This window comes from Flavobacterium sp. (assembly GCF_047602195.1).
GTDB lineage: Bacteria > Bacteroidota > Bacteroidia > Flavobacteriales > Flavobacteriaceae > Flavobacterium.
In genome coordinates this window covers 2881041-2903169 of the sequence record NZ_JASGHW010000004.1, presented here as the reverse complement: position 1 = coordinate 2903169, position 22129 = coordinate 2881041, and the positions used below count along the sequence as shown (strand labels likewise).

The 22129-nt window shown below is 48.0% G+C and carries 13 protein-coding genes; 6 read left to right on the top strand and 7 right to left on the bottom strand.

All coding sequences use genetic code 11. The annotated features are described in order from the left end of the window. Nucleotides 1–371 precede the first annotated feature (371 nt). The 3 genes from secDF (at nt 372) to QM717_RS19300 (ending at nt 5507) form a co-directional block, all read left to right on the top strand. The gene (gene secDF / locus QM717_RS19310) at nt 372–3362 is read left to right on the top strand and encodes a protein translocase subunit SecDF (RefSeq protein WP_415040043.1); all 2991 of its coding nucleotides are present in this window, start codon (nt 372–374) and stop codon (nt 3360–3362) included. A gap of 209 nt (nt 3363–3571) precedes the next feature. After that, nucleotides 3572–4312, top strand: coding sequence for a helix-turn-helix domain-containing protein (locus tag QM717_RS19305; protein WP_415040041.1), 741 nt, complete (start codon nt 3572–3574; stop codon nt 4310–4312). A gap of 34 nt (nt 4313–4346) precedes the next feature. Then, nucleotides 4347–5507 carry an FAD-dependent oxidoreductase gene (locus QM717_RS19300; RefSeq protein ID WP_415040039.1) on the top strand — a complete coding sequence of 387 codons (1161 nt, stop codon included), beginning with the start codon at nt 4347–4349 and terminating at the stop codon, nt 5505–5507. 80 nt (nt 5508–5587) lie between these two features. Here the strand turns inward: QM717_RS19300 and lgt are convergent, their stop codons facing one another. From lgt to folE, 5 genes are all read right to left on the bottom strand, one after another. Then, nucleotides 5588–6523 carry a prolipoprotein diacylglyceryl transferase gene (gene lgt, locus QM717_RS19295; RefSeq protein WP_415040037.1) on the bottom strand — a complete coding sequence of 312 codons (936 nt, stop codon included), beginning with the start codon at nt 6521–6523 and terminating at the stop codon, nt 5588–5590. 64 nt (nt 6524–6587) lie between these two features. Beyond that, the gene (gene yidD, locus QM717_RS19290) at nt 6588–6836 is read right to left on the bottom strand and encodes a membrane protein insertion efficiency factor YidD (RefSeq protein WP_415040035.1); all 249 of its coding nucleotides are present in this window, start codon (nt 6834–6836) and stop codon (nt 6588–6590) included. Nucleotide 6837: 1 nt separating this feature from the next. Further along, on the bottom strand, nt 6838–8316 hold the full coding sequence (gene cysS / locus QM717_RS19285) for a cysteine--tRNA ligase (protein WP_415040033.1): 1479 nt from the start codon (nt 8314–8316) through the stop codon (nt 6838–6840). Between the two features lie 96 nt (nt 8317–8412). Next, nucleotides 8413–8706 carry a four helix bundle protein gene (locus QM717_RS19280; protein ID WP_415040031.1) on the bottom strand — a complete coding sequence of 98 codons (294 nt, stop codon included), beginning with the start codon at nt 8704–8706 and terminating at the stop codon, nt 8413–8415. 42 nt (nt 8707–8748) lie between these two features. Beyond that, nucleotides 8749–9420 carry a GTP cyclohydrolase I FolE gene (gene folE / locus QM717_RS19275; RefSeq protein WP_415040029.1) on the bottom strand — a complete coding sequence of 224 codons (672 nt, stop codon included), beginning with the start codon at nt 9418–9420 and terminating at the stop codon, nt 8749–8751. 157 nt (nt 9421–9577) lie between these two features. Between folE and QM717_RS19270 the strand changes: the two genes are divergently transcribed. Beyond that, nucleotides 9578–15958, top strand: a complete 6381-nt coding sequence (locus tag QM717_RS19270) for a hypothetical protein (protein ID WP_415040028.1) — start codon at nt 9578–9580, stop codon at nt 15956–15958. 1051 nt (nt 15959–17009) lie between these two features. Continuing rightward, nucleotides 17010–18245 carry a T9SS type B sorting domain-containing protein gene (locus tag QM717_RS19265; RefSeq protein WP_415040173.1) on the top strand — a complete coding sequence of 412 codons (1236 nt, stop codon included), beginning with the start codon at nt 17010–17012 and terminating at the stop codon, nt 18243–18245. 352 nt (nt 18246–18597) lie between these two features. Here the strand turns inward: QM717_RS19265 and QM717_RS19260 are convergent, their stop codons facing one another. Continuing rightward, on the bottom strand, nt 18598–19794 hold the full coding sequence (locus tag QM717_RS19260; protein WP_415040026.1) for a pyridoxal phosphate-dependent aminotransferase: 1197 nt from the start codon (nt 19792–19794) through the stop codon (nt 18598–18600). Nucleotides 19795–19990: 196 nt separating this feature from the next. Between QM717_RS19260 and QM717_RS19255 the strand changes: the two genes are divergently transcribed. Further along, nucleotides 19991–21310: a PDZ domain-containing protein gene (locus tag QM717_RS19255; protein WP_415040024.1), complete on the top strand. Its 1320-nt coding sequence runs from the start codon at nt 19991–19993 to the stop codon at nt 21308–21310. A gap of 34 nt (nt 21311–21344) precedes the next feature. On the opposite strand, the gene QM717_RS19250 is transcribed toward QM717_RS19255, so the two are convergent. Then, entirely contained in the window at nt 21345–21788 is a 444-nt protein-coding gene (locus QM717_RS19250; RefSeq protein WP_415040022.1) for a DUF1573 domain-containing protein, read from the bottom strand. Nucleotides 21789–22129 lie beyond the last annotated feature (341 nt).

The following is a 22129-nucleotide window of genomic DNA, read 5'->3' as shown; positions in this document are numbered from 1 at the left end:
ATAAAAAGAAGGCTGCGAAAAGGCGGCCTTTTTTTTGAATCCAGATCAACTTTTTTGATTGCGACAGGAAATAAAGATTTTTGTTTTATTTGGAATATTTTACGCGTTGCATAGCAGTGCTACGGAATAAGGAAAATATTTCAAATTGGGCAAAAAGATTATTTTGCTGGCCAATTGAAAAAAGTTTATCTGGGTTCACGATTAATCGAAATAAAAATTGGTTAATCATCACGTATATTATATATTTGCTCGTTTTAAAAAAATGGGGATGTGTCCGCTTTTTGAAAATATGCAACGTTTTTAAAAATTCATCACATTTTTTGCAACAAAATAGCATTGAACAAACAAAAATTAATTAATTATTAGTAATAATGCAGAATAGAGGACTAGTTAAATTTTTTGCAATTTTATTTGCATTGGTAAGTATTTACCAGCTTTCTTTTACGTTCGTGGCGCACAATGTGGAAAGTGATGCCAAGGCGTTTGCGAAAGGTGATTCCGAGAAAGAAGTCAAATACCTGGATTCCATTGGGAAAGAGAAAGTATTGAATCTTTGGGTTGCTGATTTTACTTACAACGAAGTAAAAGACAAAAAAATCAACAAAGGTCTTGACCTTGAAGGGGGTATCAACGTCCAGCTTCAAATCTCGGTTAAAGACATTTTAAAAGGACTGGCGAACGAATCCAAAAATCCAGTCTTCAACCAGGCTTTGGACGAAGCGACCAAAAACAGAAAAGGAAATGAAAATTACCTCGATGTATTTTTCAAGGAATTTGAAAGGGCTTTGAACGGAACCGTACAATTAGCCTCCCCTGATATTTTCGCCAACAGAAACCTGCAAGGCGAAGGCGGTATCGATGTCAAGATGACCAACGCGCAGGCCGAGAAAGTCATCCGCAAAAAAGTGGACGAATCGGTTGATTCGGCTTTTGAGGTACTCAGAAAGCGTATCGACAAATTCGGCGTAACCCAGCCGAACATCCAAAAGATTGGAACTTCGGGAAGAATCCTCGTGGAACTTCCCGGTGCCAAGGACGTAGACCGTATCAAAAAATTATTGCAAAGTACTGCCCAGCTCGAATTCTGGGAAACGTATAAAATTGACGAGGTAGGCAACTTCTTGATGGCTGCCAACAACGCGCTCAAGGCTACCGAGAAAAATGTAGAGGTTAAAGAAACGACTACTTCGGCTACCGACTCGATCAGCAACCTGTTGACCGATAAAACCAAAGATTCTACCGCAACCGATGCCAAAAAAGGCAACAACCCATTGCTCGACAAATTCGTGGCACCGGGTGGCGGACCAGTTCTCGGGGTGGTCAATACAAAAGACACGGCCAAGATCAACAGTTGGATGAAGCGCCAGGACATCAGAAATCTTTTGGGGCCTGACCAGCGTTTTGCCAAATTCGTTTGGGGCAAACCTAAAACGGTTGTAGATGAAAAGACCAAAAAAGAAACCGAGACCGTAGAATTCTACGCGCTCAAAGGAAACAAAGACAACCGCGCAGCGATGGGCGGTGGTGTGGTAACCGATGCCAAAGATTCATTTGACCAATTGGGCAAGCCATCCGTAACCATGCAGATGAACGGAGCGGGCGCGAGAGCTTGGGAAGAATTGACCGGAAAAGCCTACACCCAAAAAAGCAACATCGCGATTGTACTCGACGATATCGTTTACTCGGCTCCGGGTGTTTCAAGTGGACCGATTTCGGGCGGAAGATCTGAAATCTCAGGCGTGTTCGACGTAGCAGAAACCAAAGATTTAGCGAACGTTTTGCGCGCGGGTAAATTGCCTGCTGCAGCAGAAATCGTACAATCAGAAGTGGTAGGGCCATCATTGGGTCAGGAAGCGATCGACAACGGTACGACTTCGGCACTCATCGGATTGCTCATCGTGGCATTGTGGATGCTCGTATATTATGGTAAAGCAGGTTGGTTCGCCAACGTGGCGGTTATCGTCAACTTGTTGTTCATCTTTGGTGTGATGGCAAGCTTCGGTTTCGTATTGACCTTGCCGGGTATCGCGGGTATCGTTCTCACTATGGGTACGGCCGTCGATGCGAACATCATCATCTACGAACGTGCCAAGGAAGAATTGCGCGCCGGAAAAACCATCGAGGAGGCCATCAAGGCGTCATTCGGTTGGAAAGGGGCGATGCGTTCAATCGTTGATGCCAACGTAACCCACGTATTGACCGGTGCGGTGTTGTTCATCTTCGGTACTGGACCGATCCAAGGTTTCGCCTTGACGCTCTTGATCGGTATCGCGACTTCGTTGTTTACTTCGATTTTCATCACCAGAATCTTGTTGGATTGGAGCCTCAACAAAGGCAACAAATTGACTTTCGTGACCAATTTCTCTAAGAACTTCTTTACGAACTTCCATTACGACTTCTTGGGTGCCAAGAAATACACTTATATTTTCTCTAGTATCGTGGTTATCGTGAGTATTGTTTCACTCGCTACCAACGGACTCAACGAAGGCGTAGATTTCAAAGGAGGAAGAACTTTCCAGGTGCGTTTTGAGCAACCGGTTCAGGCCGATGAGATTCGTCACGAACTCGAGCAGGTTTTCGGTTCGGCCGAAGCCAAAGTATTCGGTGCCGACAACCAATTGAAAATTACGACCAAGTACAAAGTAGAAGACCATAGCGAAGCGATTGACCACGAAGCCAACCGTTTGTTGTACAACGCGCTCAAAAAGCACTTCAAGGACATGAGCTATGAGAACTTCGTAAATATTTACGACGGCAAGAAAGTGGGTGTACTCAACGCTTACAAAGTAACGCCGACCGTAGCCGACGACATCAAGACGAACTCTTACTGGGCGGTTCTCGGGGCGATGGCCATTGTATTCCTTTACCTGATGATTTCGTTCCGCAAGTGGCAGTATTCACTCGGTGCGATCGCAGCGGTGGCACACGACGTAATCTTCGTTTTGGGAGCTTACTCATTGTTGTGGAAATACATGCCATTCGGTATGGAAATCGACCAGCACTTCATCGCGGCAATCCTGACTGTTATCGGTTACTCGATGAACGATACGGTAATTGTATTCGACAGGGTGCGTGAATACCTTGGCGGTAAGGCCAGAGGTAACTTCAACCAGATCGTGAACCAGTCGGTCAACTCGACCATGTCTAGAACCATCAATACCTCGCTCACGATGATCTTGGTATTGTTGATTATGTTCATTTTCGGTGGCGAATCGATCCGTGGATTCATCTTCGCGATGTTGATTGGTATTGTGATCGGAACGTACTCGTCGTTGTTCATCGCAACACCGGTATTGTGCGACACCATTCCAGATGCAGAACACAAGAGAATCGAGGAGGAGCACGCCAGAGCGAACGCTTAATCCTGTTTCAATATAAATGAAAGCCCGTTTTTATGACGGGCTTTTTTATTTTTAGGAGCTTGTTCCCGCTTTCCGCTTTATCTTTTGTTTCGTAAACTCCACAAAAGGATGCCGCTGCACACGAGCGAAGCGACTGCCAAAGGAATCGGGGCTAGGCATTCGGTTAAAAATATTACCTTTGGGTTGTTTGAGCATGCAATCCACTAAAAATGAGCCAAGCCCTTCAATACAAACTGGTCAAACCGGATGCGCCGCTTTCCGATTTTGTCTATTGTTTTTCGTCTCTGGAGAACCTTTCCGGCTTTAGTGACGGCGTTATCATTCCAAACGGAAAGATTGACCTGCTGTTTTGCAAAACCACAACCAACAGCTTTCAAATCATGTTGATGGGCTTGGAAACAAAACCCAAGCCGATGCCCAAAGGGTTTATCGATACTTTTTTTGCCATCAGCTTTAATCCGTTGGCGTTGGAGTCTATTTTACATCAATCAACTGCCGAACTGGTCAATTCTGGAAAAGAACTTCCCAACGATTTTTTGGGATTTGAGGCTTCCGATTTAAATGATTTTGATGCATTTTGCGAAAAGGCCACAAAAATACTCGAATCAATATTGTCATGGGAAATTGACGGACGCAAACGACAATTGTTTGCGCATATTTTTGCCACCGATGGGGAAATCGGCATCAAAGAGCTTTCTCAAAAAATCTGCTGGAGTGAGCGTCAAATCAACCGCTATTTTAACCAACAATTGGGTATTTCATTGAAGACTTATTGCGGAATCCTGCGTTTTCAGGCTTCGCTTGCGCACATCAAATACGGCCAACTTTTTCCGCAACTCAATTTCACCGACCAATCCCATTTCATCAAGGAAATCAAAAAACTTTCAGGCGTTTCACCCAAAGAATTGTTTAAAAATCAAAATGACCGTTTTACAATTTCTGGTCTATGACGCCAACTAATTTTGCAGCATAAACGATAAAGTTATGTTGATAGAAAATAAAAAAATCGCCATTGTAGGCGGTGGTCCTGGCGGGCTTACTTTGGCGCGTCTGCTTCAATTAAAAAAGACAAACGTAAAAGTCTACGAAAGAGATTTGAACAAAGAAGCACGTGTGCAAGGTTCTCCACTTGACCTGCACGAAGATTCGGGTTTGGCGGCAATGACCAAAGCCGGCCTGCTCGAAGCATTCAAAAACAATTTCATGCCAGGTGCCGATCGCATGCTCATCATGAACGAGCAAGCCCAAATTTTCCTGAGTGATCACAATGACAAACCTGATAAGAATTTCGGGCATGAACATTTCCGGCCCGAAATTGACCGCGGTGTCTTGCGCAAAATATTGCTCGAATCACTCGAACCCGAAACGGTGGTTTGGGACAGCCATTTCATTTCCATGGAAAAGCATGGCGAAGGTTGGCTGTTGCATTTTAAGGGCGGGCAGTCCGAATATGCAGATGTGGTCATCGCCGCCGACGGAGCCAATTCCAAAATCCGTTCGTATGTTACCGATGTCAAGCCTTTTTATTCGGACATTATGATGCTTGAGGGCAATATATACGATGCCCAAAAAACAGCGCCTCAAATCCACGCCATGTTGCGTGGCGGAAAAATAATGGCTTTCGGAAACGAAAAAGATATACTGATGGGGCAGAAGGCCAACAAGGAAATCGGCTTTTATGCGAGTTTCAAAACAAATGAAAACTGGGCTGCGGATAGTGGTTTGGATTTTTCAGATAAATCCCAAATGTTGGATTGGTTCAAGAAAGCCTATCCAGAGTGGAGCAATGTCTGGCATGAGCTGTTCGAAAGTGCCACAACACCTTTTATCCCACGCCCCATTTATTGCATGCCCTTGAATCAGTATTGGGAAGCCTTGCCCAATTTGACCTTACTTGGTGATGCTGCACACATCATGCCGCCATTCGCCGGAGAAGGAGTCAATATGGCCATGCTCGATGCGCTGGAATTGAGTGAATGCTTGACTTCGGAAGCGCATCCGACAATACAGGAAGCCATTGCAGACTACGAAACGAATATGCGCAAGCGGGCATCAATCATGGCACAGGAATCACTTGAAAATGGCAAACGGATGCATGCTGAAAATGCGCTGGAAACCATGTTGGCTTTTTTCGGAGGACATTAAATGGAGTGCCAACGGTGAGATTGTGAAATAAAAAATCCTGATGGGATGCATCAGGATTTTATTATTGTTAAGGGCATTTGTCAATTGTCAATTCCGGCTATCGGCTTTTCCGCATTCCACATAAAATACAACCCGATCAGGATAAACGGGATGCTGAGCCATTGCCCGGTCGAAAACAATCCCAGCGATTCCTCAAATCCGCCCTGGCTTTCCTTGACGTATTCGACGACAAAACGCACCGTCCAAAGCAATACCAGGAACAGCCCGAAAAGATACCCCAAGCGTTCACGGACATTGGTTCTCCAATACAGGAAAAACAGGATCGCAAACACAAAAACGTAGCATACGGCTTCGTACAATTGCGCCGGATGTTTTGCGGGGATCTGCTCTAAAAGCGTAGCGAATTTAGGATCATTGGTGATGGCATGATAAGCATCGTTGACTTTGGGCAAGCCCGTTTTTTGTACGGCATCGCGTGCACTGATTCCATCGCGTACAAACTGGACGCCGAACGCAGAATCGGTTTTGTGGCCCACAATTTCTGAATTGAAAAAATTCCCCAGACGCACGAAAATCGCACCGCTGGCCACCGGAATCACGACGCGGTCGAGTACCCAAAGCATCGGGCGTTTCATTACTTTCTTGCTGAAATAGTACATCGCGACAATAATGGCAATCGCCGCCCCGTGGCTCGCCAAGCCCTGGAAGCCGGTAAATTCAAACGAAGGCGTGAATTTGAATGGCAGCAGGATTTCGGACAAATGGTTGCGGTAATATTCCCAATCGTAAAAGAAAACGTGCCCGAGGCGCGCGCCGAGCAAGGTGGCGAGCACCGTCCAGATGAACAGCGAATCGAGCTTCTCGAGCGATTCGCCCTCGCGTTCAAAAATTTTCTTCATGATGTACCAACCCAAACCGAACGCGACCACAAACATCAGGCTGTAATAGCGGATTTGGAAAAAGCCCAGATCGATCCCTTCGGTCGGATTCCAGACGAAAGCTAAAAAATGTGTCATTTACTTTGGAAACTTAGTTGTCGTAAAAATAAAGATATAAATTTTATGCGAATCTTAAAATTCGTTAATGTTTGTGCGTACAACTTTTTGGAGGTACTGGATCATATCCTTTTCCACCCCAAGGGTTGCAGCTTAGGATGCGTTTGAACGCGAGCCAGCTTCCATAAAACAATCCATGGATTTTCAAGGCGTCAAGGGCATAAGTCGAACAGGTCGGCTCATACCTACAGGCCGACGGCAGCAAAGGCGAAATAACGACTTTGTAAAACTTGATCAGGAAAACAAAGGGCGCTATGAGGATGTTCCGCAACACTTTAATAAGTGAATGTGGTTCCTTCTTTGCCGTCCTTGAGATTGATGCCGAGCGCGGTCAACTGGTCGCGGATCTGGTCTGACATCGCAAAATCCTTGTTCGCACGCGCCTCATTGCGCATCCCGATCAGCATGTTGACCAAGCCTTCGAGTTTGTCGTTGTTGTCGGCCACGGCTTTTTCGTCCTTGAGTCCCATGACATCGAACAAGAAGACGTGCATCGTTTTGGAAAAGCTTTCCAAATCGGCTGCGGTCAATGTTTCGGTACCGATTTTCAACAAGTTGATGAACTTGACCCCTTCGAACAATTGCGCGACGAAAATCGGACTGTTGAAATCGTCGTTCATCGCGTCGTAGCAAGACTGTTTCCATTTGGCAATGTCAATCGTGGAGGTATTTCCGGGTACAATTTCGCCGATTCCATCCATCGCATCCATGAGTCGGTTGTAGCCTTTCTCGGCTGCCACGATCGCGTCATCCGAAAAATCGAGAATCGAACTGTAATGCGCCTGCATCATAAAGAAACGCGCCACATTGGCCGAAAACGCCTTGCTCAAAAACGGACTCTCACCTGTGAAAATCTCGCCCGGCAAAATGTTGTTCCCGGTCGACTTCGACATTTTCTTGCCGTTGAGCGTGAGCATGTTCGTGTGCAGCCAATAATTGACCGGCGTGTTTCCGGTGCAAGCCTCGTTCTGTGCAATCTCGCATTCGTGGTGTGGGAATTTGAGGTCCATTCCGCCGCCGTGGATGTCGAAGTGCTGTCCTAAATATTTGGTGCTCATCGCAGTACATTCGAGGTGCCAACCCGGAAAACCGTCGCTCCAAGGCGATGGCCAACGCATGATGTGCTCGGGTTCGGCTTTTTTCCACAACGCGAAATCCTGTGGGTTTTTCTTGTCCGATTGTCCGTCGGTATCGCGCGTATTGGTGAGCATTTCTTCGATATTTCTACCGCTCAAAACCCCATAATGCTTGGTTTCGTTGTATTTCACGACGTCAAAATACACCGAGCCATTCGACTCATAGGCGAGTCCGTTGGCGATGATTTTCTTGACGATTTCGATCTGTTCGATGATGTGTCCCGTCGCGGTCGGCTCGATGCTCGGCGGCAGGAAGTTGAGTTTGTTCAGGATGTCGTGGAAATCCACCGTGTAGCGTTGCACGATTTCCATCGGCTCTAACTGCTCGAGACGCGCTTTCTTGGCGATTTTGTCCTCGCCGTCGTCTACGTCGTCCACGATATGGCCTACATCGGTGATGTTTCGCACATAGCGAACCTTATAGCCCAAATGGGTCAGATAGCGATAGATCATGTCAAACGACATGAAGGTGCGCACATTGCCCAAATGCACATTGCTGTACACCGTCGGGCCGCACACATACATCCCGATGTTTCCCTCGTGGATGGGCGTGAAATCTTCCTTCTTCCCGGATAGGGAATTGTAAACTTTGAGCTGGTTGGTTTTGTACAGTGGCATTTTTTTATGTTTAATCGGTTAATCGGTTAATCGGTTTGTGTAAGATAGTATTTTTTGAGATTGTTGATCTGATTGCAGATTTTTTCGATTTGTTCCCTACACATCAAATAATTTTCTTCGGAAAGATAGTTTAAATCTTTTGCAATAATCATTTAAAGTTTCCATCGCTGAAGAATAAGATACGGTAAGAAAATGCGCCTTATCTTTTTTTGTATTTCTGGATGTGCCTTCTGCTATGTTAGTGGCAATTGAACTGGAACTCCGTTTGATTTGAGAAGTAATTCCGTAAGTTTCATTTGTAGGAAAATCATTGGTCAACTTGTATACAATCAAAATGAGAGATTTGGCATTTTGCCATACATCTAACTTTTCAAATGAAAAAACATACATGACTTTCGGTTGAACGATTAAACAAATAAACGATTAAACTTTTTAAAACTTCGTATCGAGCTTAATGTAGTTCAAAAATTCCTTGCGAACATTTTCATCTTTAAACTTCCCGCCAAACTCACTCGTTACCGTGCTGCTTTCAATGTCACGTATCCCGCGTGAATTCACGCACAAGTGCTTGGCGTCGATTACGCAGGCCACGTCATCGGTACCCAATGCGCGTTGCAATTCCTGTACGATTTGCATCGTCAAACGCTCCTGAACCTGCGGTCTCTTGGCATAATAATCGACGATGCGGTTCATCTTGGAAAGTCCTATAACGCGACCATTCGAAATGTAGCCCACATGCGCACGTCCGATGATCGGCAGCAAATGGTGTTCACAGGTCGAGTAGACGGTGATGTTTTTCTCGACGAGCATCTCGCCGTATTTGTAATTGTTGGCAAACGTCGACGGATTCGGACGTTTATTGGGGTTCAGTCCGCCGAAAAGCTCCTTGACGAACATTTTGGCGACGCGGTTCGGCGTGCCTTTGATGCTGTCGTCGGTCAAGTCCATTCCGAGGGTCTGGAGGATGCTTTCGACGTCTTTTTTGATGAGTTCGATTTTTTTGTCGTCAGGAATATCAAAAGCATCGGGTCTGAGGGGATTGTTTGCGTTTGATGAGAAGTGGTCGTTTCCAGTTTCGTCCTGAAATTCTTCGTGAGTAATCATTAATGAAAAATTATTTGAAATAGCGTATTTTTTGAGGAACAAAGATAAATAATTAAAATCAAAGTCGATATAGGTGTTAAATATTAAATTAATTTAAAAATTGCGATAAATCTTTATTAATAATTTTGTAAATTTCGCTGCCAAAAAAAACTATAAAATGAAAAGAATATTACTATTTGCCGTACTGGCTCTAGCCTCGGTACCTATCCTTTCAGCCCAAAACTTATTGACAAATGGAAATTTCGAGACCGGTGGAAACGGGGTCGGATTCAACGTCAGTGGGGCTGGATACGTCCAACTTGTGGCCCCCTTTTCGGGAAGCACCGTCCAGGGTAATTTTGCCCTGACCAACAACCCAGCGCAATTCAACACTTCATACCTGGCCGTGGGTGACCACAGCACCGGGACTGGGGCGATGTTGATGGTTGATGGGAATGCTTCTGCGGTGGGCCAACCTTTGTTTTGGCAGACCGGGAATGCGGCAGGTGGTAATGTTTGCGGATTGACCGTCGGAAACAATTACCAGTTCACTTACTGGGTAAGATCGCTTTCCAACGCGGTGACCAATCCGGCAACGCAGGCCAACATTCTTTTGGTGAGCAACAACGCGACCGCCCCGGTACTGACCGTCGGCAATACGGCGGCACCACTGCCGGCGGCCGGATGGCAACAAGTAAGCTATACGTTTACGGCTTCGGCGGCCTGTGTGCAAATCGGACTTTGGAACAACAACACCAGCGCAACTGGAAACGATTTTGCGGTAGACGATTTTTCGCTAGTGGCTTTACCGACGGCGACCATCGCTGCGGCTCCGGCCAGCGTTTGCGTAGGTGGTGCAAGCCCGGTGATTACCTTTACGGGAGCCAATGGAACGCCGCCTTATACTTTTAATTACACGTTGAATACCGTTGCGCAAACGCCAGTAACTACTACAGCAGCAAGCAACACGGTAACGGTTCCGGTTCCGACCGCTGTGGCAGGAACATTTACTTATGCCTTGACGAGCGTGTCCTATGGGACTTCTCCGACCTTTACACAAAACCAGACAGGCAGCGCCGCCGTAGTGGTCAAGCCTTTGCCGACTGGAACCATTTCGGGGACGGCGACAGTATGTAAAGATGCGGTGGGTACATTCATCACATTCACGGGGTCTGGCGGAACAGCCCCGTACTTTTTTTGGTACAGTATCAACGGAGGACCAACACAAATTGTATCTTCAGGTTCCTCGAACAGTGCGGCGGTGTTGGTACCGACAAACACGACCGGTACTTTTACTTATGAATTGATCAAAACGACCTATAGCAGTGGGCCGCCATGTGAAGATGTTAATCCGGCAGGTTCTCAAACCGCTGCCATTACAGTGCTTCCGGTGCCAACAGCCACCATCATGGGGACCACCAATGTATGTGTAGGCGCTCCGGGTATTTTTATTACTTTTACAGGTGCTGGATCAACCGCTCCTTATACATTCAATTACACGCTCAATGGCTCGGGCCAAACGGTTACGACCACTTCGGGCAATAGTGTTTCGGTTCCGGTAAACACTTCGGTGGCGGGAACTTTTACTTATGAACTCGTGTCGGTATCGACTGGTTCTGCGCCCGTTTGTACGCAACCGGCAAGCGGTACCGCGGTGGTTACGGTAGGACAACCTACGGCTACCATCAGTGGAAACACGACCATCCTGGCTGGAGGCGCCGCGACCATCACTTTTACAGGGACGCCGGGTGCAACAATCAGTTTCAATACCGTAGCCAACAATCCAGGTGGACCTCCGGGAGCACCGGTGCCGGCTGTGGCGACAGTGGTCATTGGGCCTGATGGAACGGGTACTTACAATATTCCTTACATCGCGCAAACGACCACATTCAGCTTGAACAGTGCTACCTCGGGATTCCCGCCTTTCTGTACGCAGCCCCTTTCGGGAAGTGTTACCGTTACGGTGAATACGGCTACCTGTGCTTTGCCGCTTGCCGAAGTAACGATCGATGTGCCGCAGCCGATTTGTAATGCAGGGGAATGTTCCGAATTGCTGGCGCATTTCTCCAACGTAGGCCGTACGAATGACTATGTGGTACAATCGATTCCGTATTGCCCGAGTTTCCCATTTACGGGCGGTACACAGATCAACGTGCCTTGTGACGACGTTTGGTCTAATATCGTTACCCTGCCGTTCAATTTCAGTTTTTACGATGTTTGTTACAACCAGGTGAGGGTAGGATCGAACGGGGTGATTACGTTTGACCTTGTCGGGCCACCTTACACTGCCGGTGGATGCGGGCTTTTGTATTGCAACTGGCCGTTTACCGCTACCATCCCGAACACGGCTTTCCCAATCAAGAATGCCATTTACGGGGTGTACCAGGATACCAACATGGCACAACCGCCAATCACCAACCCGGCCATCCAGAACGTAAACTATTATGTCTTGGATACGGGACCCAATGCGGCACCAAACCGTGTATTTGTAGCCAACTTTAACGAATTGCCACAGTTTTCTTGCAACAACGGGGTAGGCTTGCAAACCAGCCAGATTGTCATCCATGAAACGACCAATATCGTCGAGGTATTTGTAAACAAAAGGACTTCTTGTACCGGATGGAACAGCGGTAGCGGACTCATCGGTGTGCAAAACCAAGCCGGAACATTGGCTGCCGTACCGCCGGGAAGAAATACCGGTATATGGGCTGCCAACAACGAAGCATGGCGTTTCTATCCTAAAAATATTCCGGCCATCCCAACAGAAATCAGATGGGAGCAAGGCGGAGGACCGGTGGGTGCCATCAACGAAAACCCACTCAGAATTTGTCCGACTGGACCAACCACTTACACGGCCATTGTAAAATATACCAATTGCGGTATCTCGGAAGTGCGCGAAAACATCTTTGTCGATGTAGCGCCACCATTGCCGGTAGCCAATCCGGTAAACATCGATATCTGCTCGAATCTTCCTGGACCCTATACGGTAAACATCAACCAGACACCGGCAATGACTTCGGCCATTCCTAACCCTACCGATTACTGGATCAAATACTATGAGAATGAAATCGACGCACAAAATGATGCGCCGGGTAACATTCCGCCAGCCCAATTGACGAACTATGTGACCAATGGGCCATTCCCTAAAACCATTTATGTAAGGATTGAAGATTTGGTCACCACGGGTTGTTTCAACATCAGGCCATTTGTGCTGAATGTGGGTGGACCTTCCGGAACTTTCACGTACCAGAATTCACCGTATTGCAACAATATCGGCACGCCGGAAGCGCCTACACTGGCCTCACTTACGCCAGGCGGCTCTTATTCGGCCCAATCCGTTCCTGCAGGTTCGACGCTTATCTTGGATCCTGTCACGGGAGCGGTTACGCCAGCCGGCAGTGATCCGGCGCAATACATCGTGACCTATTCGATACCGGCCAATCCACCTTGTCCGGCTTATTCTACGCAGACTTCGGTTGAAATTGTGCTTTGTACGTGTACGGTTACGGCTTCGGCCAATGCCGCTACCTTGTGTGCCAATACTGCTTTAACGCCGATAACTTATACGACATCGGGTGCCACCAGTGGCTCGGTCACTTCGGGTACTTTGCCACCTGGAACCACCGGAGCGTTTGCCGGAGGAATCTTCACCGTTTCGGGAACACCAACCACACCTGGCGTTTACACCTATACCGTTTCGATTGTTTCGGGGCCGGATACTTGTACGGCCACTACGACGATTACGGTCAATGATATCGTTGATGTGTCGTTGTCTTCGGCTGTTGGAACCAACAACCAAACGGTATGTATCAATGCACCGATCACCAATATTACTTATGTCGTAGCCAATGGAGGTACGGGGGCAACCGTTACGGGATTGCCTGCCGGATTGACGCAAAATTTTGCTGCAGGTACCTTGACCATTTCAGGATCGCCTTCTGCAACCGGAACATTCAATTACACCGTGACTACAACAGGCGGCTGTGGTACAGATACCGCAACCGGAACGATCATTGTCAATCCTGTGGTAACCATCGCACTGACATCGGCCATTGGAACCGATGCGCAGACGGTTTGTATGAATACGGCCATTACGCCAATCCGATATACAGTTGGAAATGGGGCAACGGGCGCCACCGTGCTCGGTTTGCCAACCGGTGTCACGGGAACATTTGCCGGAACTGTATTTACGATCAGTGGTACTCCGCCAACGGCAGGTACTTATAATTATACGGTCACGACAACAGGCGGCTGTTCTTCGGCATCACTTTCGGGCAGCATCATTGTAAGTCCGAATGTAACGATTGTCCTTACATCGGCTGTAGGAACAGACAACCAAACCGTTTGTATCAATACCCCAATTACCAATATCGTTTATGGAACGGCTAATGGTGTCACAGGAGTCAATGCGACCGGACTGCCACCAGGTGTAACCGGAAACTTTGTAGGCGCGACTGGCGTATACACCTTAAGTGGTTCGCCATCCTCTGCGGGAACTTACAATTATTCATTGACTACCGTAGGAGGTTGTTCTACCGCGACCATAACCGGAACCATCATTGTCAATCCAAATGTAACCATCGTACTGACTTCACCGGCGGCAACAGCCAACCAGACGGTTTGTATCAATACCGCGATTGCCAATATTGTCTACACTACGGCCAATGGCGCAACGGGTGTAACCCCTACCGGATTGCCTACGGGAGTTACTGGGGCATTTGTTGGAGGCGTGTATACTTTGAGTGGATCGCCATCGACAGCCGGAACCTTCAATTATTCGTTGGTGACTACCGGCGGATGCTCGAGCGCAACGATCACGGGAACCATTACAGTGAACCCGAATGTCACCATTGCTTTGACTTCTGCTGCCGGAACCGATGCACAGACGGTTTGTATCAGCGCGCCGATTACCAATATCGAATACACAGTCGGAAATGGAGCGACCGGGGCAACCGTTACCGGCTTGCCTACCGGAATCACCGGAACTTATGCAGGTGGTGTCTTCACTATTAGTGGGGCTACAGCATCGACAGGAATTTTCAATTACACCGTAACCACTTCGGGAGGCTGTGCCACAGCATCCTTGAGCGGATCGATCACCGTCAATCCAGATGTGACCATCTCCTTGACTTCGGCTGCAGCGACTGCGAACCAAACGGTTTGTATCAATGACGCGATAGTTAATATTGTGTACACTACGGCCAACGCGGCCACCGGAGTAACCGTAACCGGATTACCGACAGGGGTGACCGGAACATTTGCTGCGGGTGTGTTTACGATTTCAGGCGCACCTACTGTGGATGGCATTTTCAATTATACCGTGACCACTACGGGTGGTTGTGGTGTGGACAGCAAAACCGGCACGATTACCGTGAACCCGGCCGCCACAATTACACAAACCTCAGCAACGGGAACCGAAGCGCAAACCGTTTGTATCAATACCCCGATTGCGACTATTACCTATGCGATTGCCAATGGGGGAACGGGGGCAACAGTACTTGGTTTGCCGGCCGGCGTAACAGGAGCTTATACGGGTGGTGTATTCACCATTAGCGGTACGCCAACTGCATCCGGAACATTCAGCTATACGGTTTCTACTACCGGCGGTTGCGGAACGGCCTCTTTAAGCGGAACCATTATCGTGAATCCAGATGTAACGATTGCCTTGACTTCGGCGGTTGGAACCGACAACCAAACGATTTGTATCAACACGCCGATTACCAATATCGTTTATACGACAACCAATGGCGCAACCGGGGTCAATGCCACCGGATTGCCTGCCGGGGTAACCGGGGCTTTTGTCGGGGGTGTTTATACCCTGAGTGGTTCGCCATCGGCCGTTGGAACGTTTAATTACAATTTGGTGACCACAGGCGGTTGTTCGACCGATTCTGCATCGGGAACGATTATCGTAAACCCGGATGTCACCATCGTACAGACCTCGGCTGCGGGTACCGAGGCACAAACACTTTGTATCAATACACCGATCACCAATATCGTTTATACCGTTGGAAATGGGGCAACAGGAGCCACCGTAACCGGATTGCCAGCGGGAGTAACAGGTGTTTTTGCGGCGGGAGTATTCACCATCTCGGGCTCGCCAAGTGCAGCCGGAACATTTAATTACACCGTGACTACCGCTGGTGGTTGTGGATCGGCATCCTTGAGCGGAACGATTACGGTAAATCCAAATGCGACCATTGCGCTGACCTCGGCTGCCGCTACTGCAAGCCAAACGGTTTGTATCAACGCAGCGATTGCCAATATTGTTTATACGATTTCAAATGGCGGAACCGGAGCAACCGTTACCGGTTTGCCAGCCGGAATTACTGGAACCTATGCCGCTGGCGTATTCACGATCAGTGGGGCTACGGCATCGACCGGAACATTCAACTACACCGTGACGACTACCGGTGGTTGTTCTTTCAAACAGCGAATCGGGAACGATTACCATCAACCCAGATGTGACCATTGCGCTCACATCGGCACCGGCTACGGCTGCACAGACGGTTTGTATCAATACGCCAATCACCAATATCGTTTACACGATTGCCAATAACGCTACAGGTGCAACTACTACCGGATTGCCGGCTGGTGTGACCGGAACGTTCGTTGCGGGTGTCTATACCTTAAGCGGATCGCCTTCTGCATCTGGGGTGTTCAATTACACGGTTACCACATCGGGTGGTTGTGGATCAGCATCGATCAACGGGACGATTACCGTCAACCCGAATGCGACTATTGCCTTGACTTCGCCACTGGCTACATCATCGCAAACGGTTTGTATCAACACGCCAATCGTGAGCATTGTGTACACTGTTGCCAATGGCGCAACGGGAGCATCGGCTACCGGATTGCCTGCAGGGGTAACCGGAACTTTTGCTGCTGGGGTATTTACCATCAGTGGAACGCCGTCGGGTGCTGGAATATTCAATTACACCGTGACGACCTCTGGAGGCTGTGCTACGGCATCGCTGAGCGGAACCATCACCGTAACGCCAAATGTGACCTTGACCTTGACATCGGCACCGGCAACAACCAACCAATCCGTTTGTATCAATACAGCGATTGCCAATATTACCTATGCGATTGCCAATGCTGGAGCGACCGGTGCAACCGTAACCGGATTGCCGGCCGGCGTTTCAGGAAACTACAATGCAACAACAGGCGTTTATACCATTAGCGGTACACCAACGGCAGTGGGTACATTCAATTACACCATAACTACGGCCGGCGGCTGTTCTTCGGCTGCATTGAATGGAACCATTATCGTAAGACCGAATGCAACATTGACACTCACTTCTGCCGCAGCAACTGCCAACCAGAATGTTTGTGTCAATACCCCGATTGTGGCTACGACTTATGCCATAGGAAATGGCGCGACGGGAGCATCTATTACTTCTGGCGGATTGCCGGCAGGGGTAACCGGAACTTTTGCGGGCGGTGTGTTTACCGTTAGCGGTACACCAACAGCGTCGGGAACATTCAACTACGCGGTAACGACTACGGGCGGCTGTTCGAGTGCAACGCTTACCGGTGTAATTGTCGTGAAACCGAATGTCACTTTGGTATTGACATCATCGGCCAGCACAACAAACCAGATTGTTTGTATGAATGCGGCCATCAGTCCGATTACCTACACGCCTGGAAATGGCGCGACCGGGGCAACCGTAACTGGATTGCCTGCTGGAATCACAGGAAGTTATGCGGGAGGCATCTTTACGATTACCGGATCTTCGGCAATTGCGGGAACTTACAACTATACCGTGACGACCGTTGGCGGTTGTTCGACCGCCTCGTTGAACGGTATTATTCAGGTTACGCCTAATGTAACCGTTACCAGAACTTCGGCTGCAGGAACCGATGCGCAACAGGTTTGTGTGGTTCAGCAAGCATTGGTGAACATTACCTATGCGGTTGGAAACGGTGCTACTGGCGCTTCTGTGGTGGCAGGTACATTGCCGATCGGAATCAGCCAAAGTTTCTCGGGTGGTGTATTGACCATCTCGGGTACGCCAACAGAATCGGGAACATTCACCTATACCGTGACCACTACAGGAGGTTGCGGTGTGGCTACGGCTACGGGAACCATCCGTGTGAATCCGTTGCCGGTCATTACCTTGCCACAAGGTTTCATTTGTGTGGACCAATCAGGCAACCCATTGCCGGGATCGAATTACTTGTTGACAACCGGATTGAATGCGGCCAACCATACGTTCCAATGGTCTGATGTGAGTGGTCCTATTCTTACCGCTACCGGAAGCAGTTATTTGGCCGAAGCGCCGGGAACTTATACTGTGGCCGTGACCAACAACCTGACCGGATGCTACAACACCGGTTCGACGACGATTATCACTTCATTCCCGCCACAGGTCGTGAAGGCTTCTGCCTCGTTGTATTTTGCCGAAGACCAGTCGGTCAGCGTAGCCGTATTGCCGGTAGGAAACTACGAGTACCAATTGGACAACGGCCAATGGCAAGACAGCAACCAGTTCCACAACCTTTCCTCGGGCTATCATACGATTACCGTAAGGGATAAAGTCGGTTGCGGTGAGTTGTCGACCGAAATCAGGATCATCGATTATCCGAAGTTCTTCACGCCGAACAACGATGGTTACAACGATACCTGGAACATTTCTGATTTGAGCGACCAACCATTGGCTAAGATTGAAATCTTTGACCGTTACGGAAAACTCCTCAAGGAAATCAGCCCACAAGGTGCAGGCTGGAACGGGATGATGAACGGCTATCCGTTGCCTTCGACCGATTATTGGTTCAAGGTGCATTACAGCGACGAGAACGGCAACATGACCGAATTTAAGGCGCACTTCTCGCTCAAGCGATAATAGATTGAAATAAGAAAAGGCTGTCCATTCGGGCAGCCTTTTTTGTTGTTTTTTTTCGATATTAATGCGACTCCCATCTGAAAATCGGTTGCCTAGCCCAGAGAGGGCCGAGTGTTAAAAAATTGTCCAGTGAACTATTTAGCTTCGCTCAGTTCGGCTTTTCAGCCTGGGGTTAGCGAAGGAGCAGGCGGCGCGTTGGCATAGGAAGATTGGGCTTAAATTGGGCACATACTCCAGCCCGCGGCATCCTTTAAAAAAAATGCGCCCCAAAAAAGGGCGCGTTTTTTTAAAGATAAAACGGATAGCCGGAACGAGCGCCAGCGAACTGGCGAAGCAATTGTCTGGCCAAAAATTACTTGTTATTATAAGCCTTCAACGCCTCTTTCAAAATCTGAACCGAACGGATCAAATCTTCTTTCTTGAGTACATAAGCGATACGCACTTCATTGAGGCCGACGCCCGGGGTCGAATAGAAGCCCGCAGCCGGAGCGACCATAACGGTTTCATTTTCGAGGGCATACGATTCGAGCAACCACTGCGCGAAATCATCGGCGTTGTCGATCGGCAATTGCGCGATGCAATAGAATGCGCCTTTCGGGGTGGCCACTTTGACGCCTTCGATTTTTTGGAGCTCGGCAATGAGCGTATCGCGACGGTCCTTGTATTCGGTGATGACTTCGTCGAAGTAACTTTTTGGGGTGTCGAGTGCGGCTTCGCTGGCAATCTGTGCGAACGTAGGCGGACTCAAACGCGCCTGCGCAAATTTCATAGCCGCGGCCATCACTTCCTTGTTTTTCGAAACGATGCAACCGATACGCGCCCCGCACATGCTGTAACGCTTCGAAACCGAATCGATCATGATGGCGTGGTCTTCGAGACCCGGAACGTTCATGACCGAGAAATGCGATTCGCTGGCATCGTAGATGAATTCGCGGTACACTTCGTCGGCAATCAGGAACAGGTCGTGTTTTTTGACGATATCGGCCAGTTGCATGATTTCTTCTTTCGAATACAAATAACCGGTCGGATTGCCTGGGTTACAGATCAAGATGGCTTTGGTTTTTGGTGTGATCAGTTTTTCGAAATCGGCAATCGGAGGCAACGCAAATCCCGTGTCGATTGTCGAAATGACCGGAACCACATTGACACCTGAAGCCGTCGAAAATCCATTGTAATTGGCATAAAAAGGTTCGGGGATGATGATTTCATCGCCTTGATCCATTGTCGAGCCCATCGCAAAAAGCAGGGCTTCTGAACCGCCGGTGGTAATGATGATGTCGGCTACGTCAACCGGCAGGCCGTGTGTTTTGTAATAATCGGATAATTTGGTGCGGTAGCTTTCGAATCCGGCAGAGTGGCTGTATTCCAAAACCTTGATGTGGTTGTTCTTGATCGCGTTGAGCGCCACATCGGGCGTCTTGATGTCGGGCTGGCCGATATTGAGGTGGTATACTTTGTGTCCTTTCTTTTTGGCAATTTCCGAATACGGCACCAATTTTCTGATTGGCGATTCGGGCATCTGTTTTCCTTTGTTCGAAACTTTTGGCATGATGTGTTATTTTAATTTATTTCGCGGCGATGATTGATTTACCGAATGTCCACTGGACATTCTCCTCTTAATATCAAATGCCTCGGGTTTTGAAACGCAAATTTGCAAATTTTTTAGCTGCAAGCCAACTCTTTTGCTTTATATTGCATCATCTGTTTGGCAGATTTTTTTCTTATTTTTAAACCAAACCTTTTGCATGCGTTACAAACTGCTTTTATTGTTTTTCTTTCTTTGGTCTGTTGGCGCAAAGGCACAGAAAGGCTTCCAGTTTGAAACCCATAAAGACAAAGTCGTCATCCCTTTCCAGTTCATCAACAACCTTATTTTTATCCCGGTTACCGTCAATGGGGTTGAATTGATTTTCCTGCTCGATACCGGTGTCGAGGAAACCATTTTGCTCAGTCTTGACGATAAAAGCGAAGTGCGTTTTTTTAATGTCGAAAAAATCAAACTCAAAGGTTTGGGTAGCGATGAAGCGATAGAAGGTTTGCGTTCGTCCAATAATGTGCTTTCGATCAATGGGATCACCGACAAACAGCATGACCTGTACATCGTCATGGACCAAAGTTTCAATTTTTCGTCCCACGTAGGCATCCCGGTCAATGGTATCATTGGCTATCATTTTTTCAAGGACAACCTGGTGGAAATCAACTACGACAAGCGCAAGATCATCGTCTACCAGGACAATGCGAAGGTTCGCAGCAAACTCCATACAAAATACACCGAATTCCCGATCACCGTCGAAAAAGGAAAACCCTATTTGGTAGCCGATGTCACCGTTGGCCACCAAACCGCACCGGCCAAATTACTGCTCGACCTGGGCAACAGCGATGCGCTTTGGCTGTTCGAAAACAACAAACTGTTCCAAGTCCCTGAAAAGAATTTCGAGGATTACCTCGGCAAGGGGTTTAGCGGGGATATTTTTGGCAAACGCGCACGCATCGACAACCTGCGCATCGATCAATTTTCGTTCGACAAGCCCATCATCGCGTTCCCGGATTCGACTTCGATCAAAAGTGTCAACATGGTCAAAGGAAGGGTGGGATCGATAGGAGGAGAAATTTTCAAACGATTCGGCGTGGTCATGGATTATGAACACCACAAAGTATACCTCAAAAAAGGCGGACACTTCTACTCGGACTTCCATTACAACATGAGCGGCCTCGAATTGCAGAACGACGGCATGCAATGGGTGCAGGAAACCGTGACGCTGCAAACCGTTCATAAGGAAGATTCGTTCGATATCGGCGGAAACAAGAAAGACAATTTCAAGTACAAGTTTTCGCTCAAGCCGATCTATTCCATCAGCAATGTGCGCAAAGATTCGCCGGCCGATGCGTGTGGAATCCAAAAAGGCGATGTCATCGTGAGCATCAACGGCACGGCCGGTTACCGGTATACGTTACAGAAAATCAACGAAATCCTCAAATCTGAGGACGGCAAATGGATTTACCTCGAAGTGGAACGCAGCGGCATCCCGATGAAATTCAAATTCCAGCTCCAAAATACATTATAAAAAAAGGGCCTCATTCGAAGCCCTTTCTGGTGTTTTAATAGTCGCTCGTCGGAACGCCTTTTTTCTTTTCAAGGATGTTCACATCATCTTTGGCGATGACTTCCCCCTTGATCTTGATCGCGACGCGGCCGCCTTCCACATTCACCGCATTCGATTCTACGGTAATCGTTTTGCGGATCGGTCCCGGATTCATGTTGTACTTCACCTCAATCTTTCCGGTTTTCCCAGGCGCAATCGGTTCCTTGGGTTTCGAGGGTACCGTACAGCCGCAAGTCGATTGTACGTTGGTGATGATCAAAGGCGCGTCGCCTGTGTTTTTAAATTCAAAAGAACGGATGCCGTTGTCGGTGTCTTTAGAGACCTTGCCGTAATCGATCGTGTTGTCTTTGGCCAGGAACTCAATCTTGGGCCCCTGTTGTGCCATCGCACCCACACTAAAGGTTACCGCTGCAAACAGCCATAATAGTTTTGATTTCATTTGGGTAAATTTTAATTTTTGGTAAGTAAAAATACATTGTTTGAATCAATGTGCAAATTATTAACTCTTAATTTTTTATCAGCCCGTAATTCTTTACTTTTGCAGTCCGCGCCTTGCAAAGCACATGCCAAACGGTTTTTGTATGTTTTCAAGGAGCTGGTTCCCGCTTTCCGCTGCAATCTTTTTTTATCCCGTTTGTCATTTCGACCAACGGGAGAAATCTCAAAAAAGGATTTCCGCTGCAATCGGGGCTAGGGGGGTCCCGAAACTTCGACGTTCAATGTTCGTTGATCAAGATTCATCATTCAAAAAAATGTCGAATGTCGATTAACGAATTTCGA

Bases quoted from the DNA above. Each gene is read 5' to 3' on its own strand.
- secDF (WP_415040043.1), top strand. From the start codon at position 372: ATGCAGAATAGAGGACTAGTTAAATTTTTTGCAATTTTATTTGCATTG.
- QM717_RS19305 (WP_415040041.1), top strand. From the start codon at position 3,572: ATGAGCCAAGCCCTTCAATACAAACTGGTCAAACCGGATGCGCCGCTT.
- QM717_RS19300 (WP_415040039.1), top strand. From the start codon at position 4,347: ATGTTGATAGAAAATAAAAAAATCGCCATTGTAGGCGGTGGTCCTGGC.
- lgt (WP_415040037.1), bottom strand. From the start codon at position 6,523: ATGACACATTTTTTAGCTTTCGTCTGGAATCCGACCGAAGGGATCGAT.
- cysS (WP_415040033.1), bottom strand. From the start codon at position 8,316: ATGCCACTGTACAAAACCAACCAGCTCAAAGTTTACAATTCCCTATCC.
- QM717_RS19280 (WP_415040031.1), bottom strand. From the start codon at position 8,706: ATGTATGTTTTTTCATTTGAAAAGTTAGATGTATGGCAAAATGCCAAA.
- folE (WP_415040029.1), bottom strand. From the start codon at position 9,420: ATGATTACTCACGAAGAATTTCAGGACGAAACTGGAAACGACCACTTC.
- QM717_RS19270 (WP_415040028.1), top strand. From the start codon at position 9,578: ATGAAAAGAATATTACTATTTGCCGTACTGGCTCTAGCCTCGGTACCT.
- QM717_RS19265 (WP_415040173.1), top strand. From the start codon at position 17,010: ATGAATGCGGCCATCAGTCCGATTACCTACACGCCTGGAAATGGCGCG.
- QM717_RS19260 (WP_415040026.1), bottom strand. From the start codon at position 19,794: ATGCCAAAAGTTTCGAACAAAGGAAAACAGATGCCCGAATCGCCAATC.
- QM717_RS19255 (WP_415040024.1), top strand. From the start codon at position 19,991: ATGCGTTACAAACTGCTTTTATTGTTTTTCTTTCTTTGGTCTGTTGGC.
- QM717_RS19250 (WP_415040022.1), bottom strand. From the start codon at position 21,788: ATGAAATCAAAACTATTATGGCTGTTTGCAGCGGTAACCTTTAGTGTG.